The sequence below is a fragment of the Bradyrhizobium sp. CCGUVB23 genome (genome assembly GCF_024199885.1).
GTDB lineage: Bacteria > Pseudomonadota > Alphaproteobacteria > Rhizobiales > Xanthobacteraceae > Bradyrhizobium.
Genome location: NZ_JANADQ010000001.1, coordinates 8,213,348 through 8,231,601, shown reverse-complemented (window position 1 = coordinate 8,231,601; position 18,254 = coordinate 8,213,348). Strand labels below are relative to the sequence as shown.

The 18,254-nt window shown below is 60.9% G+C and carries 18 protein-coding genes and 1 pseudogene; 5 read left to right on the top strand and 14 right to left on the bottom strand.

The window, feature by feature from the left end:
• Nucleotides 1-8 precede the first annotated feature (8 nt).
• Nucleotides 9-1,037 carry an ABC transporter permease gene (locus NLN62_RS38355; protein ID WP_027523826.1) on the top strand — a complete coding sequence of 343 codons (1,029 nt, stop codon included), beginning with the start codon at nucleotides 9-11 and terminating at the stop codon, nucleotides 1,035-1,037.
• An 81-nt stretch (nucleotides 1,038-1,118) separates the two neighbouring features.
• Here the strand turns inward: NLN62_RS38355 and NLN62_RS38350 are convergent, their stop codons facing one another.
• Complete coding sequence (locus NLN62_RS38350) at nucleotides 1,119-1,817, bottom strand: L-2-amino-thiazoline-4-carboxylic acid hydrolase (protein ID WP_254112177.1); 699 nt, start codon at nucleotides 1,815-1,817, stop codon at nucleotides 1,119-1,121.
• A 48-nt stretch (nucleotides 1,818-1,865) separates the two neighbouring features.
• Nucleotides 1,866-2,252, bottom strand: a complete 387-nt coding sequence (locus NLN62_RS38345) for a RidA family protein (RefSeq protein WP_254112176.1) — start codon at nucleotides 2,250-2,252, stop codon at nucleotides 1,866-1,868.
• Between the two features lie 132 nt (nucleotides 2,253-2,384).
• Between NLN62_RS38345 and NLN62_RS38340 the strand changes: the two genes are divergently transcribed.
• From NLN62_RS38340 to NLN62_RS38325, 3 genes are all read left to right on the top strand, one after another.
• Nucleotides 2,385-3,014 (top strand): LysR family transcriptional regulator, encoded by a 630-nt coding sequence (locus NLN62_RS38340; RefSeq protein WP_254112175.1) that lies wholly within the window; start codon nucleotides 2,385-2,387, stop codon nucleotides 3,012-3,014.
• 675 nt (nucleotides 3,015-3,689) lie between these two features.
• Nucleotides 3,690-3,908: a hypothetical protein gene (locus NLN62_RS38330; protein WP_254112174.1), complete on the top strand. Its 219-nt coding sequence runs from the start codon at nucleotides 3,690-3,692 to the stop codon at nucleotides 3,906-3,908.
• A gap of 171 nt (nucleotides 3,909-4,079) precedes the next feature.
• Nucleotides 4,080-4,916 carry a hypothetical protein gene (locus NLN62_RS38325; RefSeq protein ID WP_027523821.1) on the top strand — a complete coding sequence of 279 codons (837 nt, stop codon included), beginning with the start codon at nucleotides 4,080-4,082 and terminating at the stop codon, nucleotides 4,914-4,916.
• 22 nt (nucleotides 4,917-4,938) lie between these two features.
• Here NLN62_RS38325 and NLN62_RS38320 read toward each other — a convergent pair whose 3' ends face one another.
• The 8 genes and pseudogenes from NLN62_RS38320 to NLN62_RS38290 form a co-directional block, all read right to left on the bottom strand.
• Nucleotides 4,939-5,628, bottom strand: a complete 690-nt coding sequence (locus NLN62_RS38320; protein WP_027523820.1) for a bifunctional 2-polyprenyl-6-hydroxyphenol methylase/3-demethylubiquinol 3-O-methyltransferase UbiG — start codon at nucleotides 5,626-5,628, stop codon at nucleotides 4,939-4,941.
• A 9-nt stretch (nucleotides 5,629-5,637) separates the two neighbouring features.
• Nucleotides 5,638-8,754: an adenylate/guanylate cyclase domain-containing protein gene (locus NLN62_RS38315; RefSeq protein WP_027523819.1), complete on the bottom strand. Its 3,117-nt coding sequence runs from the start codon at nucleotides 8,752-8,754 to the stop codon at nucleotides 5,638-5,640.
• A 108-nt stretch (nucleotides 8,755-8,862) separates the two neighbouring features.
• A pseudogene (locus tag NLN62_RS53720) lies at nucleotides 8,863-8,988 on the bottom strand (zinc-ribbon domain-containing protein); the annotation flags it as partial.
• A gap of 183 nt (nucleotides 8,989-9,171) precedes the next feature.
• Nucleotides 9,172-10,224: an ABC transporter ATP-binding protein gene (locus NLN62_RS38310; protein ID WP_035662732.1), complete on the bottom strand. Its 1,053-nt coding sequence runs from the start codon at nucleotides 10,222-10,224 to the stop codon at nucleotides 9,172-9,174.
• Nucleotides 10,217-11,197 carry an ABC transporter ATP-binding protein gene (locus NLN62_RS38305; protein WP_027523818.1) on the bottom strand — a complete coding sequence of 327 codons (981 nt, stop codon included), beginning with the start codon at nucleotides 11,195-11,197 and terminating at the stop codon, nucleotides 10,217-10,219. The genes NLN62_RS38310 and NLN62_RS38305 overlap by 8 nt, the downstream gene beginning before the upstream one ends.
• A complete protein-coding gene (locus NLN62_RS38300) occupies nucleotides 11,194-12,015 on the bottom strand; it encodes an ABC transporter permease (protein WP_027523817.1) in 822 nt (273 codons plus the stop codon). The genes NLN62_RS38305 and NLN62_RS38300 overlap by 4 nt, the downstream gene beginning before the upstream one ends.
• A complete protein-coding gene (locus NLN62_RS38295) occupies nucleotides 12,012-12,935 on the bottom strand; it encodes an ABC transporter permease (RefSeq protein ID WP_027523816.1) in 924 nt (307 codons plus the stop codon). Before NLN62_RS38295 ends, NLN62_RS38300 begins: the two co-directional genes overlap by 4 nt.
• Nucleotides 12,936-12,994: 59 nt before the next feature.
• A complete protein-coding gene (locus tag NLN62_RS38290) occupies nucleotides 12,995-14,584 on the bottom strand; it encodes an ABC transporter substrate-binding protein (RefSeq protein WP_027523815.1) in 1,590 nt (529 codons plus the stop codon).
• A gap of 326 nt (nucleotides 14,585-14,910) precedes the next feature.
• On the opposite strand from NLN62_RS38290, the gene NLN62_RS38285 reads away from it, so the two are divergent.
• The gene (locus NLN62_RS38285; protein WP_254112173.1) at nucleotides 14,911-15,795 is read left to right on the top strand and encodes a hypothetical protein; all 885 of its coding nucleotides are present in this window, start codon (nucleotides 14,911-14,913) and stop codon (nucleotides 15,793-15,795) included.
• 58 nt (nucleotides 15,796-15,853) lie between these two features.
• On the opposite strand, the gene mtnK is transcribed toward NLN62_RS38285, so the two are convergent.
• The 4 genes from mtnK to mce are packed head-to-tail and all read right to left on the bottom strand — an operon-like array spanning nucleotide 15,854 to nucleotide 18,243.
• Complete coding sequence (gene mtnK / locus NLN62_RS38280) at nucleotides 15,854-17,143, bottom strand: S-methyl-5-thioribose kinase (RefSeq protein WP_027523813.1); 1,290 nt, start codon at nucleotides 17,141-17,143, stop codon at nucleotides 15,854-15,856.
• Between the two features lie 32 nt (nucleotides 17,144-17,175).
• Nucleotides 17,176-17,523, bottom strand: coding sequence for a hypothetical protein (locus tag NLN62_RS38275; protein WP_254112172.1), 348 nt, complete (start codon nucleotides 17,521-17,523; stop codon nucleotides 17,176-17,178).
• 30 nt (nucleotides 17,524-17,553) lie between these two features.
• Complete coding sequence (locus NLN62_RS38270; RefSeq protein WP_027523811.1) at nucleotides 17,554-17,829, bottom strand: DUF1467 family protein; 276 nt, start codon at nucleotides 17,827-17,829, stop codon at nucleotides 17,554-17,556.
• 9 nt (nucleotides 17,830-17,838) lie between these two features.
• Entirely contained in the window at nucleotides 17,839-18,243 is a 405-nt protein-coding gene (gene mce / locus NLN62_RS38265) for a methylmalonyl-CoA epimerase (RefSeq protein ID WP_027523810.1), read from the bottom strand.
• Nucleotides 18,244-18,254 lie beyond the last annotated feature (11 nt).

Genomic DNA, 18,254 nt, shown 5'->3' with positions numbered 1-18,254 from the left:
GAAGCACAATGGCGAGCAGTGAAGCAGTTTCCGGAGCGGCCCGCCGGCCTCGCGGCATTGGCTCCTTCCTGCGCTCGCAGATGCGCAACATCGCGCCGTTCCTGACGCTGATCTTCCTCAGCCTGTTCTTCGCCTTCGCAAGCCCCTCCTTCGCCACGCTGGACAATCTCGGCAACATCCTCACGCAGGTCTCGGTGACCGGCGTCATCGCCGTCGGCCTCACTTTCGTGATCCTCTGCGCCGAGATCGACCTCTCGATCGCCAGCATCGCCAACGTCACGGGCATTGCGGTCGCCTATTTCACCGTGCAGGAATCCTACGTCAACATCGCCAACATCCCCCTCCCCGGCGCCGCCGCAATCCTCCTCTCGCTGCTGCTCTGCGCGACTCTCGGGTTCGTCAACGCGCTGGGGCTGACCGTGATCGGCATCCCCTCCTTCATCATGACGCTTGCGATGATGCAGATCGCGGCCGGCATCTCCGCGCTGCTGGTGCGCGGCCAGATCGCCTACAAGGTGCCTGACCTGATCGCTACCCTCGGCTCCGGCTCGATCGGCGGCATTCCCTGGATCGTCATCGTCGCCGCGGTGATGCTGCTCGCCGGACACCTCGTGCTCACGTACACGCGCTTCGGCCGCTACGTCTACATGGTCGGCGGAAACCGCGAGGCGGCCGAATATTCCGGCCTCAACGTCAAGCTGATCCTCGGCGTCGTGATGGTCATTTCGGCGGTCTGCTCAGGGATCGGCGGCATGCTCGGCGTCGCCCATTTCGGCAGCGCGCAGCAGAACGAGTTCGACACCTATCTGCTCGACTCCATCGCCGCCGTCGTTGTCGGCGGCACCAGCCTGTTCGGCGGCCGTGGCGGCATCGGCAACACCATCGTCGGCCTGTTCGTGCTGGGCGTGCTCAACAACGGCCTCGACCACGTCAACATCGACAGCTTCCTGAAGATCCTGATCCGCGGCCTGATCCTCCTGGCGGCGCTTATCATCAACGTCTACGCGCAGCGGCTCAGGGAGAAAGCGGCGGAGTAGCGGCGCGATCGGCGTCACTTCAAAATGTCGAAAACAACCCCATGCAAAGTAGCGAGTGACGGTAGAGGCAAATTTCGTATTTTACGAAATCATTTGACACGTCAGCCGGGAGAATCGGAAATTGCAGTTGTTCGCGCCGCCAGCCAACGTTTGTGTCCTTTCCAGGCGGATGCCACGCGTTGCATAGGCGTCAAAATCAAGCCCACAAATGTTCGGCAAAATTTCTCTATCTCCATGACGAGCCGCGAATTTGCAAAAGCCGCAAGCTTTGTAGTTGATGCCGAATTCAAAGTTGTCGCCCGGGCCCGGCTCGACGAAATCGTAGACGAAGTCTTCCGGAAACTCTTCCTGATGGCTATTGGTGGTGCTTTTTGTCGCCTGCTCGCGCAGCAATGCCTGATTCTCTGACGACATGAACTGACGCCCCGAGGCGAGACGTTCCGCTTCGGGTACTGTGAGCAATTGAGCCTTGTAGGTTTCCCGCTCGATTTCGCCGATCACGGGCAGCGGCACGCCGTGTCGCCGGAGCACTCGGCTGATGGCCATAAAGCCCATGAGACGCATGAAAAAATCGCTCATGCGACTTGCCGCGCCTCCGACATAGGGCATCTGGGTGAGCACGATCTCGAATTCGTCCATCACCTCCTGCCTAATCCCATCGATATTGGATAGATGCGCACGCTCGCACAACATCGCTTCGGCAAGATCGAGGCGATGGCGCATGGCGGCCTCCATTGCACCGCGATGCGACTCGTAAAAAGGATGAATGATCTCAGTCATCGGACACCTGACACAATTGGCCTATTGCAAAGTCGGCGAGAGCTGGCTTCATTCCGCAGCAATCGCCTCGATCTCCAGCAACCATTTGCTGTCGACGGTTTCAGCGATCATGACCGTCGACGCGGGTTCATGTCCCTTGAGCATCTTGCGACGAACCGTGCGGTTGGCCACCACCTGATCCCGGTCGGTCAGAAACGTATTGATCTTCACCAGATGCTCGACGCCGAGGCCGGCGCCAGCGAGCACCTCGATGACGTTGCGCCAGGCTTGCTCACATTGCGCCTCAAAACCTTCAGGCACGGTGCCATCGGATGTCTCAGGCACCTGGCCGCTGATGAACAGCAGGCGGCGATGCTGCTTCAGTTCAAGTCCCATGCTGTAGCCACCGGCGGGAGCGTGGACCGTTGCGGGATTGTGGCTGACGATGTGAGCCATCTCCGTTTACCTCCTGTTCGACGATTCCAGCGTATCCGGCGATATCGCCGTGGGGCAAAGCATTGTTGCTGCGGTTCAGCACTAGAAAATCTATTGCAAGGGCACAGCCCATCCGTGTCAAACTGCAGCGCGATGACCTACGCCCTTCCGCCGCTTAACGCGCTCCGCGCATTTGAGGCCGCCGCGCGGCACCTCAGCTTCAAACTGGCCGCGCATGAGCTGCACGTCACGCCCGCCGCCGTGGGGCAGCAGGTGAAGGCGCTGGAGGCGCGCCTCGGCGTACGGCTCTTCGAGCGATTGCATAAGCAACTCATCCTGACCGCGGCCGGTCAGGCCTATCTGCCCGGGATATCCGATGGCTTTCGTCGCATTGCGGAGGCAACCTCGCAATTGAAGCCGGCAGGCGCGGTGCTACTGCAGTTGGGGGTCCATGGCAGCTTCGACCTGCGCCGCCTCGAATTGGCGGAGTTTCGCAACGCGCATACGGACATCGGTTTGCAGGTGCTGCAGCCTGCCGGCTTGCACGAGTTGGTCGAGGGCAAGATCGACCTGCTGATTGCTCGCGGTCTCGGCCACCATCCGGGCTATCGCTGCGACCGTGTCAATGAGGGATCCGGTCTGGGCGATTGGCTGATCGCCCCTGAAGGCACCGCGGATTGTCCCGAGATCGTCAGCTTCCGCGAATGGCTGCGCGCCCTGCCAGCCAAGGCCCCGCTCGCAAACCACCGCGGCCCTCGTCTCGTGGGCATCGTCGGAAGTTGAGACGACCGCGAGGCAGTAGGAATTCGGCGTCGAACGTCCGGAAGTGCACCACAACGGACGCCCCTCATTCCTACAAACGTCTCCCCTCGCTCGAAGCCAATGACCGTCTGACCGACAATCTCCTCACTTCGCCAATACCTCACCGAATGCCCGTCGGGTGCGTTTCAAGCGATGGGCCTCGGCGACACAACTTCGACGTAATCACAGCGAGGGCTGAACGCACATCCGTCCGGCGGGCGGATTGGGAAGTCGCCCCCTGTCGTCGCGAGCGGTGCATGGCGCAGCGGATCGGGGATGGCGGAGATCAGCGCTTGCGTGGACATCGGCCACGACCATCCTACGATATTCGTCGGGCTCTCAGTGCTCCCACCGTTCGCCAGGCCGAGACAACGTCGTCATTTGAATCTCCCTCAAACTAGCATATTATCGCTCAAGGGTTGCGAATGTATTGGCTTCTCGCATAGCATGACGCATAAAGATAGATCAACTTATACGTGCTCACCTCTCCACTGTGAGGAACGCCCCGCACTATCGATTGTACGGTTCGGGGGCGACGAAGACGGAGCTGGGCCACGACTACCTTTGCGGCGCAGCGAACGTTAGGTCGACGACGGGGTATTCCTCTGCGAGCAGAGGTCATAGTATCTTTAGGCGACATTCAACCATGAGGGGAATATGGCGAAGGTAAAAGACGAGGGCGGCAGCCCCCTAGCCAAGGATTTCGTTGCAGTTCGTGTCAATGTGACCTCGTCTCAACTGGACCAGGTCCTGACGGCGCTCGGCATTGCAAAGAAGCATAGGGCCAATTTTGCTGCTGGCAGCGTGTTCATCGTGCAAAAGAGGAAGGCGGCGGCGAAAAAGAAATCGCAACGGCGACCAGCAAAAAAGAAGTAGGCGTGACCGAAATTGACGAGTGACTGGAAGCTTACTTCGGTTCTTAGACGCTCGGGATCTCTCAAACGGTCTCGATGGATAAAGTCTCCAGCCTTTGAGGGAGATGTTGGCGCGTTCAAGCTGCTATCGAGTGAAGCGCCCATCTCTTTGGAGCATCCATCCGGCAGGTCGATGGCAATCCTGCCGGGTGACATTTTTCTTGCGACGCCAGGCCATCGAGAGTCGACCCGATGGGTCGTGGGCGGCGTTCCCAAGGAAGGGCTTCTTCCAGACAAGGAGTATTCGATACTATCGAGCTGCGGAATTATCGGCGAGCTCGTCGGCTCGTCTTCACAAAGGAAAAACCCCCTCGGTAAAGTCGAATTTCTTGGAACGTTGGGATCGAACAAAGCAAATATTCGGGATTTCTCGGCAATCAGCAGCGAGGAAAGCTCGGACAAAGGCGCCGAGCTCTACCTGATCGTCGGCACTTCCGCAGAAGTCGGAAAAACGACGGCCGGGCTCACGATCTTGCGGTCGCTTCTTCATCAGGATTATTCAAAGGTCGCAGTCCTCAAAGCCACCGGGACCTCGTCCATCGTCGAGCTCCTGACGTATCGGGATTTCGGCGCTTACAGCGCGCTGGATTGCGTCGACTTTGGCCTTCCGACGACCTACCCCTCCGAGAGAAAGGACATTGCACCGGTATTCGATCGCGCAATTCAGTACATGCTCGGATTGCCCGCTCAAGCCGTGTTGATTGAGTGCGGTGGAGACATCCTGGGCGCAAACGTTCCGATCTTCCTCGAACGTCTCAAGCGAACGCGGGCCGTTGATAAGCTCGTGCTCGCCGCGCCGGACTCATTGGCGGCGTTTGGCGGGCTCCGTATCCTGGATAAACTGGGCTTCGCGGTGGATCTGCTGACCGGCCCCTGCACCGACACGCCGACTCTGCTGGAGAGGACACAGAAACTGTGTGGGATTAGAGCGATGAACATGTTGGGCCACGTCTCTGGCGGCGCTCTTTGATGTCGGCTCAGGCTCCTCGGGCCTACTGACGCACCTTGACGCGTGCACTGATCGCCCAGAAATGTCTTAGTCGCGTGATGCGTACTTGGTCGCAATGATCTGAAAGTGCGCGCTTCAGATCATCATCGGCAGGATAGTTCTTAACAATTTCGTAGAGAACATCGTCCTTACCCACCCTTATCTCGTATCTATCTCCGAAGCGATCAAGCCTCGAGATTGGGTTCTTCGCCGTACCTCTGCGGTAGACTTCATCAACCAGCAGGAGCTTTGCGCCCGGCGCAAGCCGCGACAAGAATTGCGCAATGAACTTTTCTTGCTCCCGTTGCTTCAGATGCGACCACCAAAGGACGGCCATTCCGACCTCGAATCTGGTCTCGAATGCGGGCAAGCGAAATGCATCGGCGGTTACAAACGAGACCTGCGAACCGAGGCGCCGCCCAGCTGCAACGGTCAATGTATTGGCGTTGTAGTCGGTGGCTACCACCTGCCTGGCCGATCGAGAACACACTTGCGTCCAATAGCCCGTGCCTGCAGCTACCTCCAACACGGTCTTCCCCTTGACGTGCCGCGTGACCCATCTCCGTAGCCAGGCAAGATCTGCCTGACGCCGGCGCAGTTTGTAAATGTCATCGTACTCAAACGCTCGATGCTTGTAGTACGTCTTGATTGCGTCTGTGCCGCTGCGGATCATGACTCCTGTCGATTTCAGCATGGGAATGCCTCAATCCTCGGCAGGATTTCTGGACAAGCGCGGTGCGCCAATGACGGCCGTTATATCTGCGAGAAGCTTTGAGGCCGTTTTGAAATCCGTCGTCGATTGACCTTCGGTCAGGCCGGATAGAGCCGGCAAAAGGACGTTGTACGCGGCGTCGTCTTTGCCTTCCGCATGCCAGCATGTTGCCTGGGCGGCGGCGGCCCTCAACTCCCAGAGCCTTGCTCCCTGCTTCCTGGCCATCGCTGCAGCTTCGGCAAGCCATTGGTCTCTTTCACCGGCATTTGCGGAGCAAACCAGAGCCCGCATCCGCATGATTTCTGACTTGCACCAGATCTCACCCGTTTCCTCCGCCAGCTGGAACGCTCTCTCCAACAGCATGAACGCTTCGGCACCCTGCCCCTGCTCGTGGTGCACTTCCGCAGCTGCTGCCATGAAGAACGGCAGGATCACCGAGTGACCAGCCTCATGCAGCTCCTCAATATGGCTCCTCATGGCTTCCAGGTGACTTACAGAGGCTTCAGCCCGCGACAATGCCCACGAGTGAAAAAAGCCACCTTCACGCGTCCCCAGAAAGGTCTCGTGGTCTCTGTTTACTTCCAGAAGTCGTCCGGAAAGCGCTGCGCAGCCTTCCACGTCTCGCCACATGATGCGCTGTACGCAAGCCCTCCTTAGGGCAAGCACCAGCGTTATGACATGTTTGAGCGATTCCGCATGCCTTACGCCTTTCATTGCCGTTTCGCAGCCGGATTCCGGATAGCCCATGGCGGTCTGCGACATTCCGACTATCGTATACATGGACGCCTTCATGTCCCTGCTGGCCAAATTGGCATCAGGGCCATCCCGATCGACTTCGTAGTCGGTCAGCAACCTGGAGAGGATGTCGCAGGTTTCGCCAAACTGTCCACGAATGAAATGCGCCAATCCGGCGGCCCGGAACGACATCATTTTCGATTGGGAGTCGGCTAGTTTTGCATCCTGGTGAAGCTCGCGAATATCAGCGGCGCAGCGAGACAAGCTCTCTGCATCCGAGTGAGTGAAATGATAATTGATCAGACCGTCATAGACTCTCAGGAGAGATACGGTGTCACCGGTATGCAGGCTCAGTGTGCGAGCTCGCTCATAACAGGTCAGGACCTCTTCGCTGCCCGATCCTCGAAGATCTATGAGTGCCCGCCCGAGCTGCAATCGCAAAAACAGCTCTCGCTCAGCGCTCTCTGCCCCCGATGGAAGCAGGTCTTGCTGACGAAGCGCATTCTTCAAATGGCTGGCTTTCTCGGCCAGCGCGGAGCGACCGGATGCTTTTTCCGCGGCGAGCAAGCAGTATTTTATCGATCGGTCCGGCTCACCGGCCTCTTCAAAATGAAGCGCCAGAACCTCGGCGTTGGTCATCGGACTATGTTCAGCGGCTCTTTCCAAAAGCGTAGCAAGGCGTAGATGCAGGTGGCGTCTGCGGTTACGCAAAATGGAGTCATATGCCGCATTCTGAACCAAAGCGTGCTTGAATGAATACGAGCTGTCGGGCGCGCGCCCGCGACCATTCACAAGCCCCGCCGCCGTCAGCTCGTCGAGCGCCGCAATCAGAATGCTCTCATCCAAGTCACTAATGCTTCTTAGAACTTCGAATGAAAACTCCCGTCCTATGACCGATGCCGTCTGAGCCACTTCTTTGGCATTTGGATGACGATCCAATCGCGCTGTCAAAGATGCATGGAGCGACGGAGGGACCAGCGCCGAACGCCTCACACCAACTTTAAGCCAGTCTAATTGGCTTTCCAAAACTGACTTGGTCAGCTCCTCAATATGCAACGGCACGCCATCAGAGCGGGATATGATTTCATCGACCACCTCTGCCGATAGAGCATGCTCGCCAGATACGGCATCGACGAGCAAAGCTGCGTGCCGCCGATCAAGCCCCGTCAGGATCAAGTCGGTTACCTGTGGACGGGTAATCCAGGGCGGCCGGAACTCCAAACGACTGCTGGCGATCAACATCAGAGGAAATTGGTCTATTTCATCGATCAGCCTGTCTATCAGATCCAACGTAACTTGATCCGCCCAATGCAGGTCTTCAAAGACAGCCAGCCTGGCGGATTGAGACGTCTGCATTCTTAGCAACCGAATAATCGAAGCCAAGGTCATGTCTCTTTTCCTGCGCGCCGATAAATCGAGCGGCAGGCCTGGCGTTGGCATGGCAATCGAAAGGAGATCACCAATCAAGAAACCATCAAGCTCCGTAGCACCGTATTCCTCGAGGAGAAGCGCCAGTTTCTCCGACCTTACCGGCATGGAATCTCCGCCTTCAATCTTCGCTGCGAGCTCGATGTGGCGGATGATTGGGTAAAGCGGCGCGTCCTGCTGGTGGGCTGAACACGAAAACTGCAGCGGAGGAAGTCGATCTCCTCCCTGACTTGCATCTTCAAGGACTGAAATGAGCCTGGATTTCCCAATCCCTGCTTCACCGATCAAGAAACACACCAGCCCTTGACCGGCGATAACCCGCTCCCATCGACGCAGAAGCAGGCCCTTCTCTTCCGCGCGGCCGATCAGAGGCGTCTCACTCGAACGAAGAGCTTTGAAACGACTCTCGATGATATTTTCCTTGGTCACCGCCCAGGCAGTTACTGGCCCCTTCAGACCTTTCAGATCCAAGGGGCCCAGGCGTCGGTACTGAAACATCTCACCGGTAAGTCGACGTGTCGCCTCGTCGATAACCACCACGCCTGTCTCGGCGATGGATTGCAGTCGCGCTGCGAGATTCGGAGTTTCGCCGACCGCAGTTTGAGAATCCCTGTCCCCGTCGACGATAGCACCGATAACGGCGATACCCGTCGCGATTCCGACACGACAGTTAAGCGAACCGGGAGGCCCCGCCGGGCTGCTCAGACGATGAACGGCCTCAACCGCGAGCAAGCCACTTCGCACGGCGCACTCGGCGTCGTCCTCGTGTGCGCGTGGATAGCCAAAATACGCGAGTATGCCATCGCCAATGTAGCGAGCGACATATCCTCCATTTTTTGAGACCAGATTCGTAACACATTGGTGGTGAGCGGAGATCACTTCGCGCAGATCTTCTGGATCCAATCTCGTTCCAAGCGCGGTCGACCCGACCAGGTCGACGAACATGACCGTTAGCCGACGCCGCTCAATCTGGGGCTTTGCCCCGTCTTCGGGAGCACCGGCTGCACCGCGTTCTTCGGGGAATTCTTTGGCGCTCGTCTGACCGCATTCAGAGCAAAATCGCGCGCCCGCAGCGTTTTGGTGTCCGCATGAACCGCATTGCCATGAAAGGGGCATACCGCAGTCACGGCAAAACTTTGAGCCAGTAGCAACACGCAATCCACAGCGGGAGCAGAGCATATCCACCTGCTAATCCGGACCGTGCTGTGCCCAGTTTGGTCCTAGCCGAAAGTCTAGAGTCCTGCTGACCTGCTGTCACGTGCCAGTAAGGGCGCGGGGTGCAAATCATTGCGCCTCGGCAACACCGCATCCAAAGTGGTGGGACTGGCCTGACAATGGCCTCAGACCGGCGAGCCGCGCAGATCAGGATGCTCCGTGCTCAGCATGTCCGCTTTCGCTCGAGGCCAAAGCCGTCTGACCGGCAATCTCGTCACTCCGCCAGCACCGGACCGAGTGTCCGTCGGGACGCGTTTCAAGTGACGGACCGGGCTCACGGCGACACACGGCTTCGGCGTGACGACAGCGCGGGCTGAAGGCGCATCCGTTCGGCGGATTGAGCGGATTGGGAAGGTCGCCGCCTGTCGTAGCTAACGGTGCGTGACGGAGCGGATCGGGAATGGCGGAGATCAGGGCTTGCGTATAGGGGTGCGCCGGCCGTTCGAAGATTTCGCGCCAATCGCCGTTCTCCACAATGCGGCCGAGATACATAACGGCGACCCTGTCGCTCATGTGTTCGACGACGCCGAGGTCGTGGCTGATCATGATGTATGAGAGGCCGAGAGTTTCCTTCAATTCCAGCAGCAGATTGATAATCTGGGCGCGGATCGAGACGTCGAGCGCCGACACCGGTTCGTCGCAGATGACGATCCTGGGATTGAGGATCAGCGCGCGCGCAATGCCGATACGCTGGCGCTGGCCACCCGAGAATTCATGCGGGTAGCGGTCGGCCTGTTCGGGCCGCAGGCCCACATGCCGGAGCATCGTCGCAACACGGTCCTCGATCTCGCTTGCGGCGGTCACCCCATGCACGCGCAGGGGATCTTCGAGCGTGCGACGAACGGTCTGGCGTGGATTGAGAGAAGCGTAGGGATCCTGAAAAACCATTTGCACGATGCGGGCGAGCGCCTTGCGATCGCCGGATTGCCGGCCCGTCACGACCTGTCCGTCCACCACGATGCGGCCGCGCGTCGGCCTCAGCAGACCAAGGATCGAAAGCGCGACCGTCGACTTGCCCGAGCCGGACTCGCCGACGAGGCCGAGGCATTCGCCTCGCCTCAAGCTGAGATCGACGCCGTCGACGGCACGGAGCAGCCGCCGGCCGCGGCCCAGCAAGCCGCCTCCCACCGGAAAATGGACCGCGAGATCCTCGACGCTGAGAACGATATCGTCGTTCGGCCTGCCCCGTGGCTCATGCATGGTGATGGCACCTGACGAAACCGCCCGCTTCCAGCAATGTCGCCTCCGGCGCGACTGTCCGGCAAATATCGGTCGCCTGCGCGCAACGCGGATTGAAACGGCACCCGGCCGGGAAATTCGTGATGGCCGGAACGACGCCCGCGATCTCCTTGAGCCTGTTACGGCCAAGCGCCGCGCGGCTGCCCAGCCGCGGCAGCGAGTCGACCAGGCCCTGCGTATAGGGGTGCGAGGGCGCCCGGAAGATATCGGCCGAGCCGCGCTCCTCGACAATGCGGCCGGCATACATGACGGCAACGCGGCGACAGACGTTGGCGACCAGGCCGAGATCGTGGCTGATCATCAGAATAGCCGTTCCTCTCTCGGCGCACAGATTGCGCATAAGCTCGATGATTTCCGCTTGCACGGTCACGTCGAGCGCGGTGGTCGGCTCGTCGGCGATCAGAAGATCCGGACCGCATGCGAGGGCGATGGCGATCATCACGCGTTGCCGCATGCCGCCCGAAAGCTGGTGCGGGTAATCGTTCACGCGCCGCTCCGGCGCGGGGACGCGGACACTCGCCAGCGCTTCGACGGCTAGCTGGTTGGCCTCGCGCCAGCTCTTGCCCTTGTGGAGCACGAACATCTCGGCGATCTGCCGTCCCACCGGCGAGACCGGATTGAGCGCCGTCATCGGCTCCTGGAAGATCATGGCGATGCGATTGCCACGCAGATCCCGTTGGGCGGCGGCCGAAAGGTGCTGAATTTCTCGCCCGTCGAACCGGATGACGCCACCTCCGATCTGCAGCGGCTGCCGCAGCAGGCCGATCAGGGCCAGCGCCGTGATGCTCTTGCCGCAGCCGGATTCACCGACTAGGCCGAACGTCTCGCCGCGATCGATGCGGAAGGAGATGCTCTCCGCCGCCGCAACGCGCCGCGATCCATCGTCGAGATCGATGCGGAGGTCTTCGACCTCGATCAGCGGTGTGCCGGTCATGTCCGCCGGCTCCGCGATTGGGGATCGAGGATGTCGCGCAGGCCGTCGCCGAGCAGATTGAGCCCGAGCACCGTCAGGAAGATCGCGAGACCCGGAAAGACCGAGAGCCATGGCGCCGTCGTGATCTGGTCGCGGGCATCCGACAGCATGCTGCCCCAGCTCGGAAACGGCGGGCGGACGCCGAGGCCGAGGAACGACAAGGCGGCCTCAGAGAGGACCGCGCTGCCCATGCCAAGCGTACCAATGACGACGATCGGCCCGAGCATGTTCGGCAGGAGCTGCGTGATCATGATGCGCAGATCGCCGTAGCCGAGCACGGTGGCGGCCTGCACATAGCCCTGGCTTCTGAGCGACAGTGCTGAGGCGCGTGCGATCCGGCAGGTGAAGGACCAATTGGTCAGCCCGAGTGCGATCAAGAGACTGGTCAGGCCCGGTCCAAGCACCGCCATGATGGCGAGCGCGAAGATCAGCGAGGGGATCGCGAGCATGACATTGGTCAGTGCGTTGACGAAATCGTCCCACCAGCCGCCCCAATAGCCGGCGCTCAGACCCAGCGCTACGCCAATGACGCTGTTGATGAGCTGCGAGGCGATGCCGACCGTCAGCGAGACCCGCGCCCCGTAGACGACGCGGGAATAGATGTCGCGCCCCTGGTCGTCGGTGCCGAACCACCAGGTCCAGCTCGGCGGTTCCTCCGCATTCATCAGATTGGCGTCGAGGACGGGATCGGTGTGCGCGAGCCAGGGCGCCAGTACCCCGACCACAATCGCGAGCGCGAACAACGCGCCACCGATGATGAGATTGGCGCGGAGCTTCATGCGTATCTGATCCTGGGATCGATCACGCCGTAGAGCACGTCGACCAGCAAGTTGATCGCGAGAAAGGCCAGCACCACCACGAGAATGGAGCCCTGGACGGCCGGAATATCTCGCTGCAAGACGCTGTCTACCAGCAGCGAGCCGATGCCCGGCCAGGAGAATAGTTTTTCGACGACGACCGCCTGCCCCATCAACCCGCCGAACTGGAGGCCGACAGTGGTGAGAATGATGACAAGCGCGTTGCGCATCACGTGCCACTTCACCACCCGGGTCTCGCTCATGCCTTTGGAGCGCGCGGTGCGGACGAAATCAGCCGTCATGATCTCGAGGACCGCAGCACGCGTCGTCCGGGCAAATAACGCCATAGGTGAGACGCCGAGTGTCACGGCCGGCAGCAGCAGATATTTCAGGCCGCCATCGCCATAGCCGAAACTCGGCAACCAGCCGAGCTTCAACGCAAACAGATACATCAGCACCAGTCCGAGCCAGAATTTGGCGATGGATAGCCCCGACACCGCCACGACCATTGCCGCGCTGTCGACGAGACCGCCCGGCCGCAATGCGGCGATGAAGCCGAGCGGCACGCCGACCACAACGGAAAACGCCATGGCCGTGAAGATCAATTGCAGCGTCGGCCATGCTCGCTTGGCGATCATCGTCGTCACAGGCTCGCGCGTCCGGAACGACGTGCCGAAGTCGCCGGTCGCGAGCTTGGCGATGTAGTTGCCAAAGCGCACATAGACGGGATCGTTCAGGCCGAGTTGCTGCTTCAGGCGCAGCTCGACCTGGGGATCGACGTCGTCGCTCATGGTCGAGGCGATGCTGCCGGGAACAACGCTGAACAGCACGAAGACCAGCAGCACGACAGCGAGCACCGTCGGAATGGTTTGCAGGAGGCGACGGATCAGGAAGGAGAGCATCGGCACTTTCTTCCCTCCCTCCATCGCTCATCGCGACGGAGGGAGCACGAGAACGCGTGTCACTTCGCGGGCGAGGTCTCGTCGACCCAGACGTCCTCGACGTTCTGGTGGGTCAGCTCTGTCGCGTTCAGCTGAATTCCGTGGAGCCAGGGCTGCACGGCCATAACAGCCTTGTTGTAGTTGAAGAACCAGACCGGTGCCTCGTCATAGAGCAGCGCATTGGCCTTTTGCAGCAGCTGGGTGCGCTTGGCGGTGTCGTCGGCCTGCCCGGCCTCGTCGAGGATCTTGTCGAAGTCGGCGTTTTTGAAGTTCATGTAGTTGCAGGCCGATTGCGGCGTCGACGAATGGAAGCATTTCAGCGCGGCCTGGGGATCCGGGCCGGTCTGCTGGGAATAGATGAAGGCCTGGTAGTCGCCGGAGCGAACCACCTCCGCCAGCACCGCGGCCTCGACCTGCTTGACCTTGGCCTTGATGCCGACCTTGTCCAGCATCGGGATCACGGCCGCGACGATCGGCAGGCCCCAGCTTTCATTCTGGCTGGTGGTCCATTCGAATTCGAAGCCCTGGGGATAGCCTGCCTCGGCGAGCAGCTGCTTGGCCTTGGCGGGATCGTAAGCGTACGGTTTCATCTTCTTGTCGTAGGCCGGCGAAGTCAGCGGCAGCCAGCTTGTAGCGCGATAGGCCTTGCCCTTGACCAGCTTGTTGATGATCAGGTCGGTATCGATCGCGTAGTTGATCGCCTGCCGGACACGCTTGTCGGCGAACGGCTTGAATGCCGGATTCATCCCCATGTAACGGGTAAAGACCTCGGCGACCTCGGCGATGGTGCCCTTGAGGTTGGGATCGGCCTGATAGGCGACATATTGCGCGGGCCCGAGCACGGAGGTGTCGATCTCCTTGTTGCGGAAGGCGACGTCGCGCGCAGCCGCCTCGGCCATGATCGACACGACGACCTTGTCGGCATAGGGCTTGCCCGGCTTGTAGAACTTATCCCACCGCTCCATGACGATGCGCGATCCCGGCACGTGCTCGACGAACTTGAATGGCCCAAGGCCGATCGGATGCTGGATGAAGCTGTCCTTGGCGGCCTCGTCGGCGGGATAGATCGACGTCAGTGCGGTGAAGAAATAGAAGCCGGGATCGACCTTCTCGGTCAGCTTCATCTCGACGGTGAAGTCGTCGATCTTCTTCAGACCGGAGATCTCCTTGGCCTGCCCCTTCTCCAGCGCGGCCGCGCCCTCGATGATGCGGACATAGCGCGCGCCGGGATAGGCCTTGGCGCCGTCCATGATGCGATTGAAGGACCAGATGACATCGTCGGCCGTCATCTTGCGGCCGTTATGGAAATAGGCGTCGTCGCGGAGCTTGAAGGTCTGAACGAGACCGCCGCCCGAGACGATGACCTCCTTCGCAAGTTCAGGAACCGGCTTTCCTTCCGCGGAGTCCCAGATGTAGAGCGAGCGATGCAGGGCCTTGGCGTAGATTTCGTCCTGGGCGCGCTGGGTGGTGTGGATGTCGAGGCTGGTGAAACTCGAACCGTAGGGCGCGGTCATGCGGATGGTTCCGCCCTTGCGCGGTGTCTGGGCCTCCGCCGTGGCGGCGAGCGCCAGCCCTAAACCCGCGACGATTGCCATTATCCTGAACATCATATTCCCCTCCGACACTGCAGGCCTATTCCGAGTTGACCATTCGCGGCACGCCAAACGCAAGCTCCTCTTTTCGTCTTGATCGAGACCAAACCTTGCGCAGTCGCGGCACGCGCTCCGTCCTGAATTCCTGAAGCCGGAGCTCGGGAGACAAATGACAGTCGCCAGGAGCGACGCCGGTTCCGAACGACGGCCCGGGCCGGGCGCGAACTCAAAATCCGCTGAAAAAACAACGCTATACGAGCAGTGAACGTCTTCCGAGATCGATGCGACCAAGCTCAGGACGAGGGCCATTAGCCCAGGGATCTCGTAGAGATGGAAATCCGGAGATGAAAAGCCGAACGCTGGGCATTTCGCTCGTCGGCAGCTTGGTCGCGGCGACGGCTGTGCTGGCAATCCCAGTCACGCCAAGCCCTGCCGGGGCGAGTCCGACGGGCGAAATCCACACGGGCTGGACCCGCACATCGGGGTCGGACGACCACGGCGACGTGACGTGGTGGGCGGTCAAGGGCCGTTGCACCCCGGAATACGTCGCCCAGCGCCTGCTCTGCGCCGCCATTTCAGTCCTGACAGAGGCCACAAGCCGGGGGTTCGAGGCCAAGGTTTCCGCAGACACCGGTCTGCCGCTGCCCGAGGGCTGGGTCCTCACGACGGCGAAGAATTCGCCGCAGATCAATTCGGTCTACGCCGAGACGCCGCGCGATCTCGCAGCCGTGCTCGACTTCTACCGCGACGCACTCGGCAAGCGTGGCTGGGCCGAGAATGACGGAGCGGTCGTCGCACCTGATAGGGCGGTGATCACCTTCACGACGGCCGCACGACCGGTCCTGCTCCGGCTCTCCCGTCAGAATGACAAGACAGTCGCAGAGCTGTCGAGGCGCAAATTCGCCCCGGCGACTGCCGGCCTTCTGCCGAAGCCGGGGCAAGTGAGGCTGCTGCTCGGCAACAAAACGGATGAAGCGGCAGTCATCACCGTTGCCGAGCAGGCGATCAGGCTTGCGGCGCACGCCGGCGAGAAATTGACTGACTCCGACGCCGCTGCAGGCGAATTGCCGGACGGCCAAAGGATCGACCTGCCGCCCGGCAAGTACGAGGTCACCCTCAAGGTCGAGGGCGGCAAGGTCCAGAGCCGGGAGTTCGAGGTCGCGGCCAGTGAGACCTGGGGTCTGCTGGTCGGCACGGACGGCGCCCTGCTGCCGATGCGCCTGTATTAGCGTTCCGCAACAGCCCCTCCCGTCATTGCGAGCGGAGCGTGCGCCTCGCGCGACGTCTTTAGCCTGACAATTCCGCCTGCCAATCGCGCAGCTTTCGCGCAGCGCCGGTAACGTCCGCGATAGCAGGAAACGCTGCCGTCTCCACCATCATTCCGCGCGCGAGACGGACGGCGCGGGCTTCGCTGATCGCACGCCGCTTCGGATCCTCGATCAGCTCGAAATCGATGTTGTGGGCAAGACCGAAGATGCGGCGAATGGTTTTTGCGGCGGCGAAGCCGACGGTGTCGGCGAACAGGCGCTGCATGTAGGTTTGCCGCTCGGCCTCCAGCCGCGCGGCGCCCTGCTCGCCAGCGAACAGCGAGACGGGATAGGCATCGCCCGTGGCGCCGGCGCGCCAGAGGTCGAGGAATTTGCGGGCGAACCCGTTCCAGACGCTTTCGACCGTCTCCAGCACCCAGGCCTCGAAGGCGGCGCGCTCGCCAGGCGCGCGCTCGTGGCCGGCGGAGGCAAAATAGGCCATCAGGAGATTGGCCAGCACGGCGCCGACGTCGAACCCCATCGGGCCGTAGAACGCGAATTCGGGATCGATCACCCGCGTCTCGCTCCCCGTCACCATGATCGAACCGGTGTGGAGATCGCCATGGATCAGCGCCTCCGGGCTCGCCATGAATTTCAGCTTCAGCCGGGAGATCGCGACATGCAGCTCCATGTCATCGCGCAAGGCCGCGGCCGTCGCGTCGAGGTAGGGCGCGGTCCATCGGTTCTGCTCGGCCACGCGATAGGGATCAGTGAAGATGAGGTCTTCGGTGATCTTGCAGAGCGCGTGATTGCCGGCAAAGGCCGCGATGCCCTCCTTCTTCTCCGCGGCGGTAAGCGCGAGATCGGAGGTGAAGAACAATGTTTGCGCCATGAAGGTGGTGACGTCATCGACGAAGCGCGGATATTGCGTGCCGGCGATCAGCCCTTTGCGCATGATGATGTGCGGCTCGAGCAGCTCCATCACCGTGAGCGCAAGCGCGTCATTGTGATGCAGCACCGACGGCACGAGGCCAGGCGCAAGCTCGGCCTGTCGCGTCAACGCCAGGTATTCGTAATGCGCGCGGGACAGCGGCAGCGGCCAGCTTTCCCCGACCAGGCGGACATAGGGCAGCGCCTGCTTCACGGCAACGCCACCGCGCGCTCCCTTCACGATGAAGACGAGATTGAGATTGCCGTCGCCGACTTCCGTGATCGACCAGTCGCCCGGTGCGCCACCCAGCACCGTCACCAGCTTCGGACGGCCCGCGAGATAGTCCCGCAGATCCACCTCATGCAGAATCCGATAGCTCTCCGCCTGCCCCTGCGTCATGACGATTCCTGCCCATGATTTTGGCCGGATCGTCAGTCGCGCTCCAGGAAGCTCGAACCGATATCGGCCTTTCTTTTGATCGGATCGTAATCGCAATAGACGCCGTCCGCTACCAGCGTGTAGCTCGCAACGACCGTATATTTGTCGAGCTTGATCGAATGCAGTCCGGCGATCGCGGTGCTCTTGCCGCCGTTCCATTTGAACGGCGTCGAGCTCTGCGCCTGCTCACAAGCCATCACCGCCTCGTTGAAGACGTAGCCCTCGACGAAGGCCTTCATGGTGCGGACCTGCACGGCCATCTTCCATTCGAAATAACCTATCGCGGCAAGCCCTGCGACGATCAATATCAAGAGCGCAATGACGATCCGTTGAAATGTCATTTCTTCCCCCAAAGCGTCGTCTCGAAAACTCTAGAACGGCATTCCCATCAATTTCGACAAGCGTTCGATCGAGAGATAGCCGGCATGATAGGCGGCCATGCCGATCGCAAAGACGACCGCCGAGATCAGCGTGGTCCAGATCAGCTTGCGGCGCATCCCGGTCAGGATCGGCGCGCCGGGATCGGTGCCGGGGGCGCCGACGCCGTCCTCGTGTTGGCTGCGCACGCCGAACGGCAGGGTCACGAACAGCGTGACCCACCAGAGCACGAAGTAGATCGCGAGCGCGGTGGAGATCTGGTAGGCCATCGCCCTGCCCTACGCCTGTTCGATCTCGACCAGCGCGCCGGAAAAGTCCTTCGGATGCAGGAACAGCACCGGCTTGCCATGCGCGCCGATCTTCGGCACGCCGTCGCCGAGCACCCGCGCGCCCTCCTTCACCAACACGTCGCGCGAGGTGATGATGTCGGCGACCTCGTAGCAGATATGATGGATGCCGCCGTCGGCATTGCGCTCAAGGAACTTTGCGATCGGCGACGCTTCGCCCAGCGGCTCGATGAATTCGATCTTGGTGTTGGGGAGCGTCACGAATACGGTGGTCACGCCGTGCTCGGGCAGAGCCACGGCCTCGGAAATTTGCGCGCCGAACGCCGCGCCATAGATCTTTGCCGCCTTGGCGGCGTCCTTGGTCGCGATCGCGACATGGTTGAGCCGGCCCAGCATGGTTCTCTCCC

Coding starts and splice junctions, on each gene's coding strand:
- NLN62_RS38355 (WP_027523826.1), top strand. CDS start 9: ATGGCGAGCAGTGAAGCAGTTTCCGGAGCGGCCCGCCGGCCTCGCGGC.
- NLN62_RS38350 (WP_254112177.1), bottom strand. CDS start 1,817: ATGACTGAGATCATTCATCCTTTTTACGAGTCGCATCGCGGTGCAATG.
- NLN62_RS38345 (WP_254112176.1), bottom strand. CDS start 2,252: ATGGCTCACATCGTCAGCCACAATCCCGCAACGGTCCACGCTCCCGCC.
- NLN62_RS38340 (WP_254112175.1), top strand. CDS start 2,385: ATGACCTACGCCCTTCCGCCGCTTAACGCGCTCCGCGCATTTGAGGCC.
- NLN62_RS38330 (WP_254112174.1), top strand. CDS start 3,690: ATGGCGAAGGTAAAAGACGAGGGCGGCAGCCCCCTAGCCAAGGATTTC.
- NLN62_RS38325 (WP_027523821.1), top strand. CDS start 4,080: ATGGCAATCCTGCCGGGTGACATTTTTCTTGCGACGCCAGGCCATCGA.
- NLN62_RS38320 (WP_027523820.1), bottom strand. CDS start 5,628: ATGCTGAAATCGACAGGAGTCATGATCCGCAGCGGCACAGACGCAATC.
- NLN62_RS38315 (WP_027523819.1), bottom strand. CDS start 8,754: ATGTTCGTCGACCTGGTCGGGTCGACCGCGCTTGGAACGAGATTGGAT.
- NLN62_RS38310 (WP_035662732.1), bottom strand. CDS start 10,224: ATGCATGAGCCACGGGGCAGGCCGAACGACGATATCGTTCTCAGCGTC.
- NLN62_RS38305 (WP_027523818.1), bottom strand. CDS start 11,197: ATGACCGGCACACCGCTGATCGAGGTCGAAGACCTCCGCATCGATCTC.
- NLN62_RS38300 (WP_027523817.1), bottom strand. CDS start 12,015: ATGAAGCTCCGCGCCAATCTCATCATCGGTGGCGCGTTGTTCGCGCTC.
- NLN62_RS38295 (WP_027523816.1), bottom strand. CDS start 12,935: ATGCTCTCCTTCCTGATCCGTCGCCTCCTGCAAACCATTCCGACGGTG.
- NLN62_RS38290 (WP_027523815.1), bottom strand. CDS start 14,584: ATGATGTTCAGGATAATGGCAATCGTCGCGGGTTTAGGGCTGGCGCTC.
- NLN62_RS38285 (WP_254112173.1), top strand. CDS start 14,911: ATGAAAAGCCGAACGCTGGGCATTTCGCTCGTCGGCAGCTTGGTCGCG.
- mtnK (WP_027523813.1), bottom strand. CDS start 17,143: ATGACGCAGGGGCAGGCGGAGAGCTATCGGATTCTGCATGAGGTGGAT.
- NLN62_RS38275 (WP_254112172.1), bottom strand. CDS start 17,523: ATGACATTTCAACGGATCGTCATTGCGCTCTTGATATTGATCGTCGCA.
- NLN62_RS38270 (WP_027523811.1), bottom strand. CDS start 17,829: ATGGCCTACCAGATCTCCACCGCGCTCGCGATCTACTTCGTGCTCTGG.
- mce (WP_027523810.1), bottom strand. CDS start 18,243: ATGCTGGGCCGGCTCAACCATGTCGCGATCGCGACCAAGGACGCCGCC.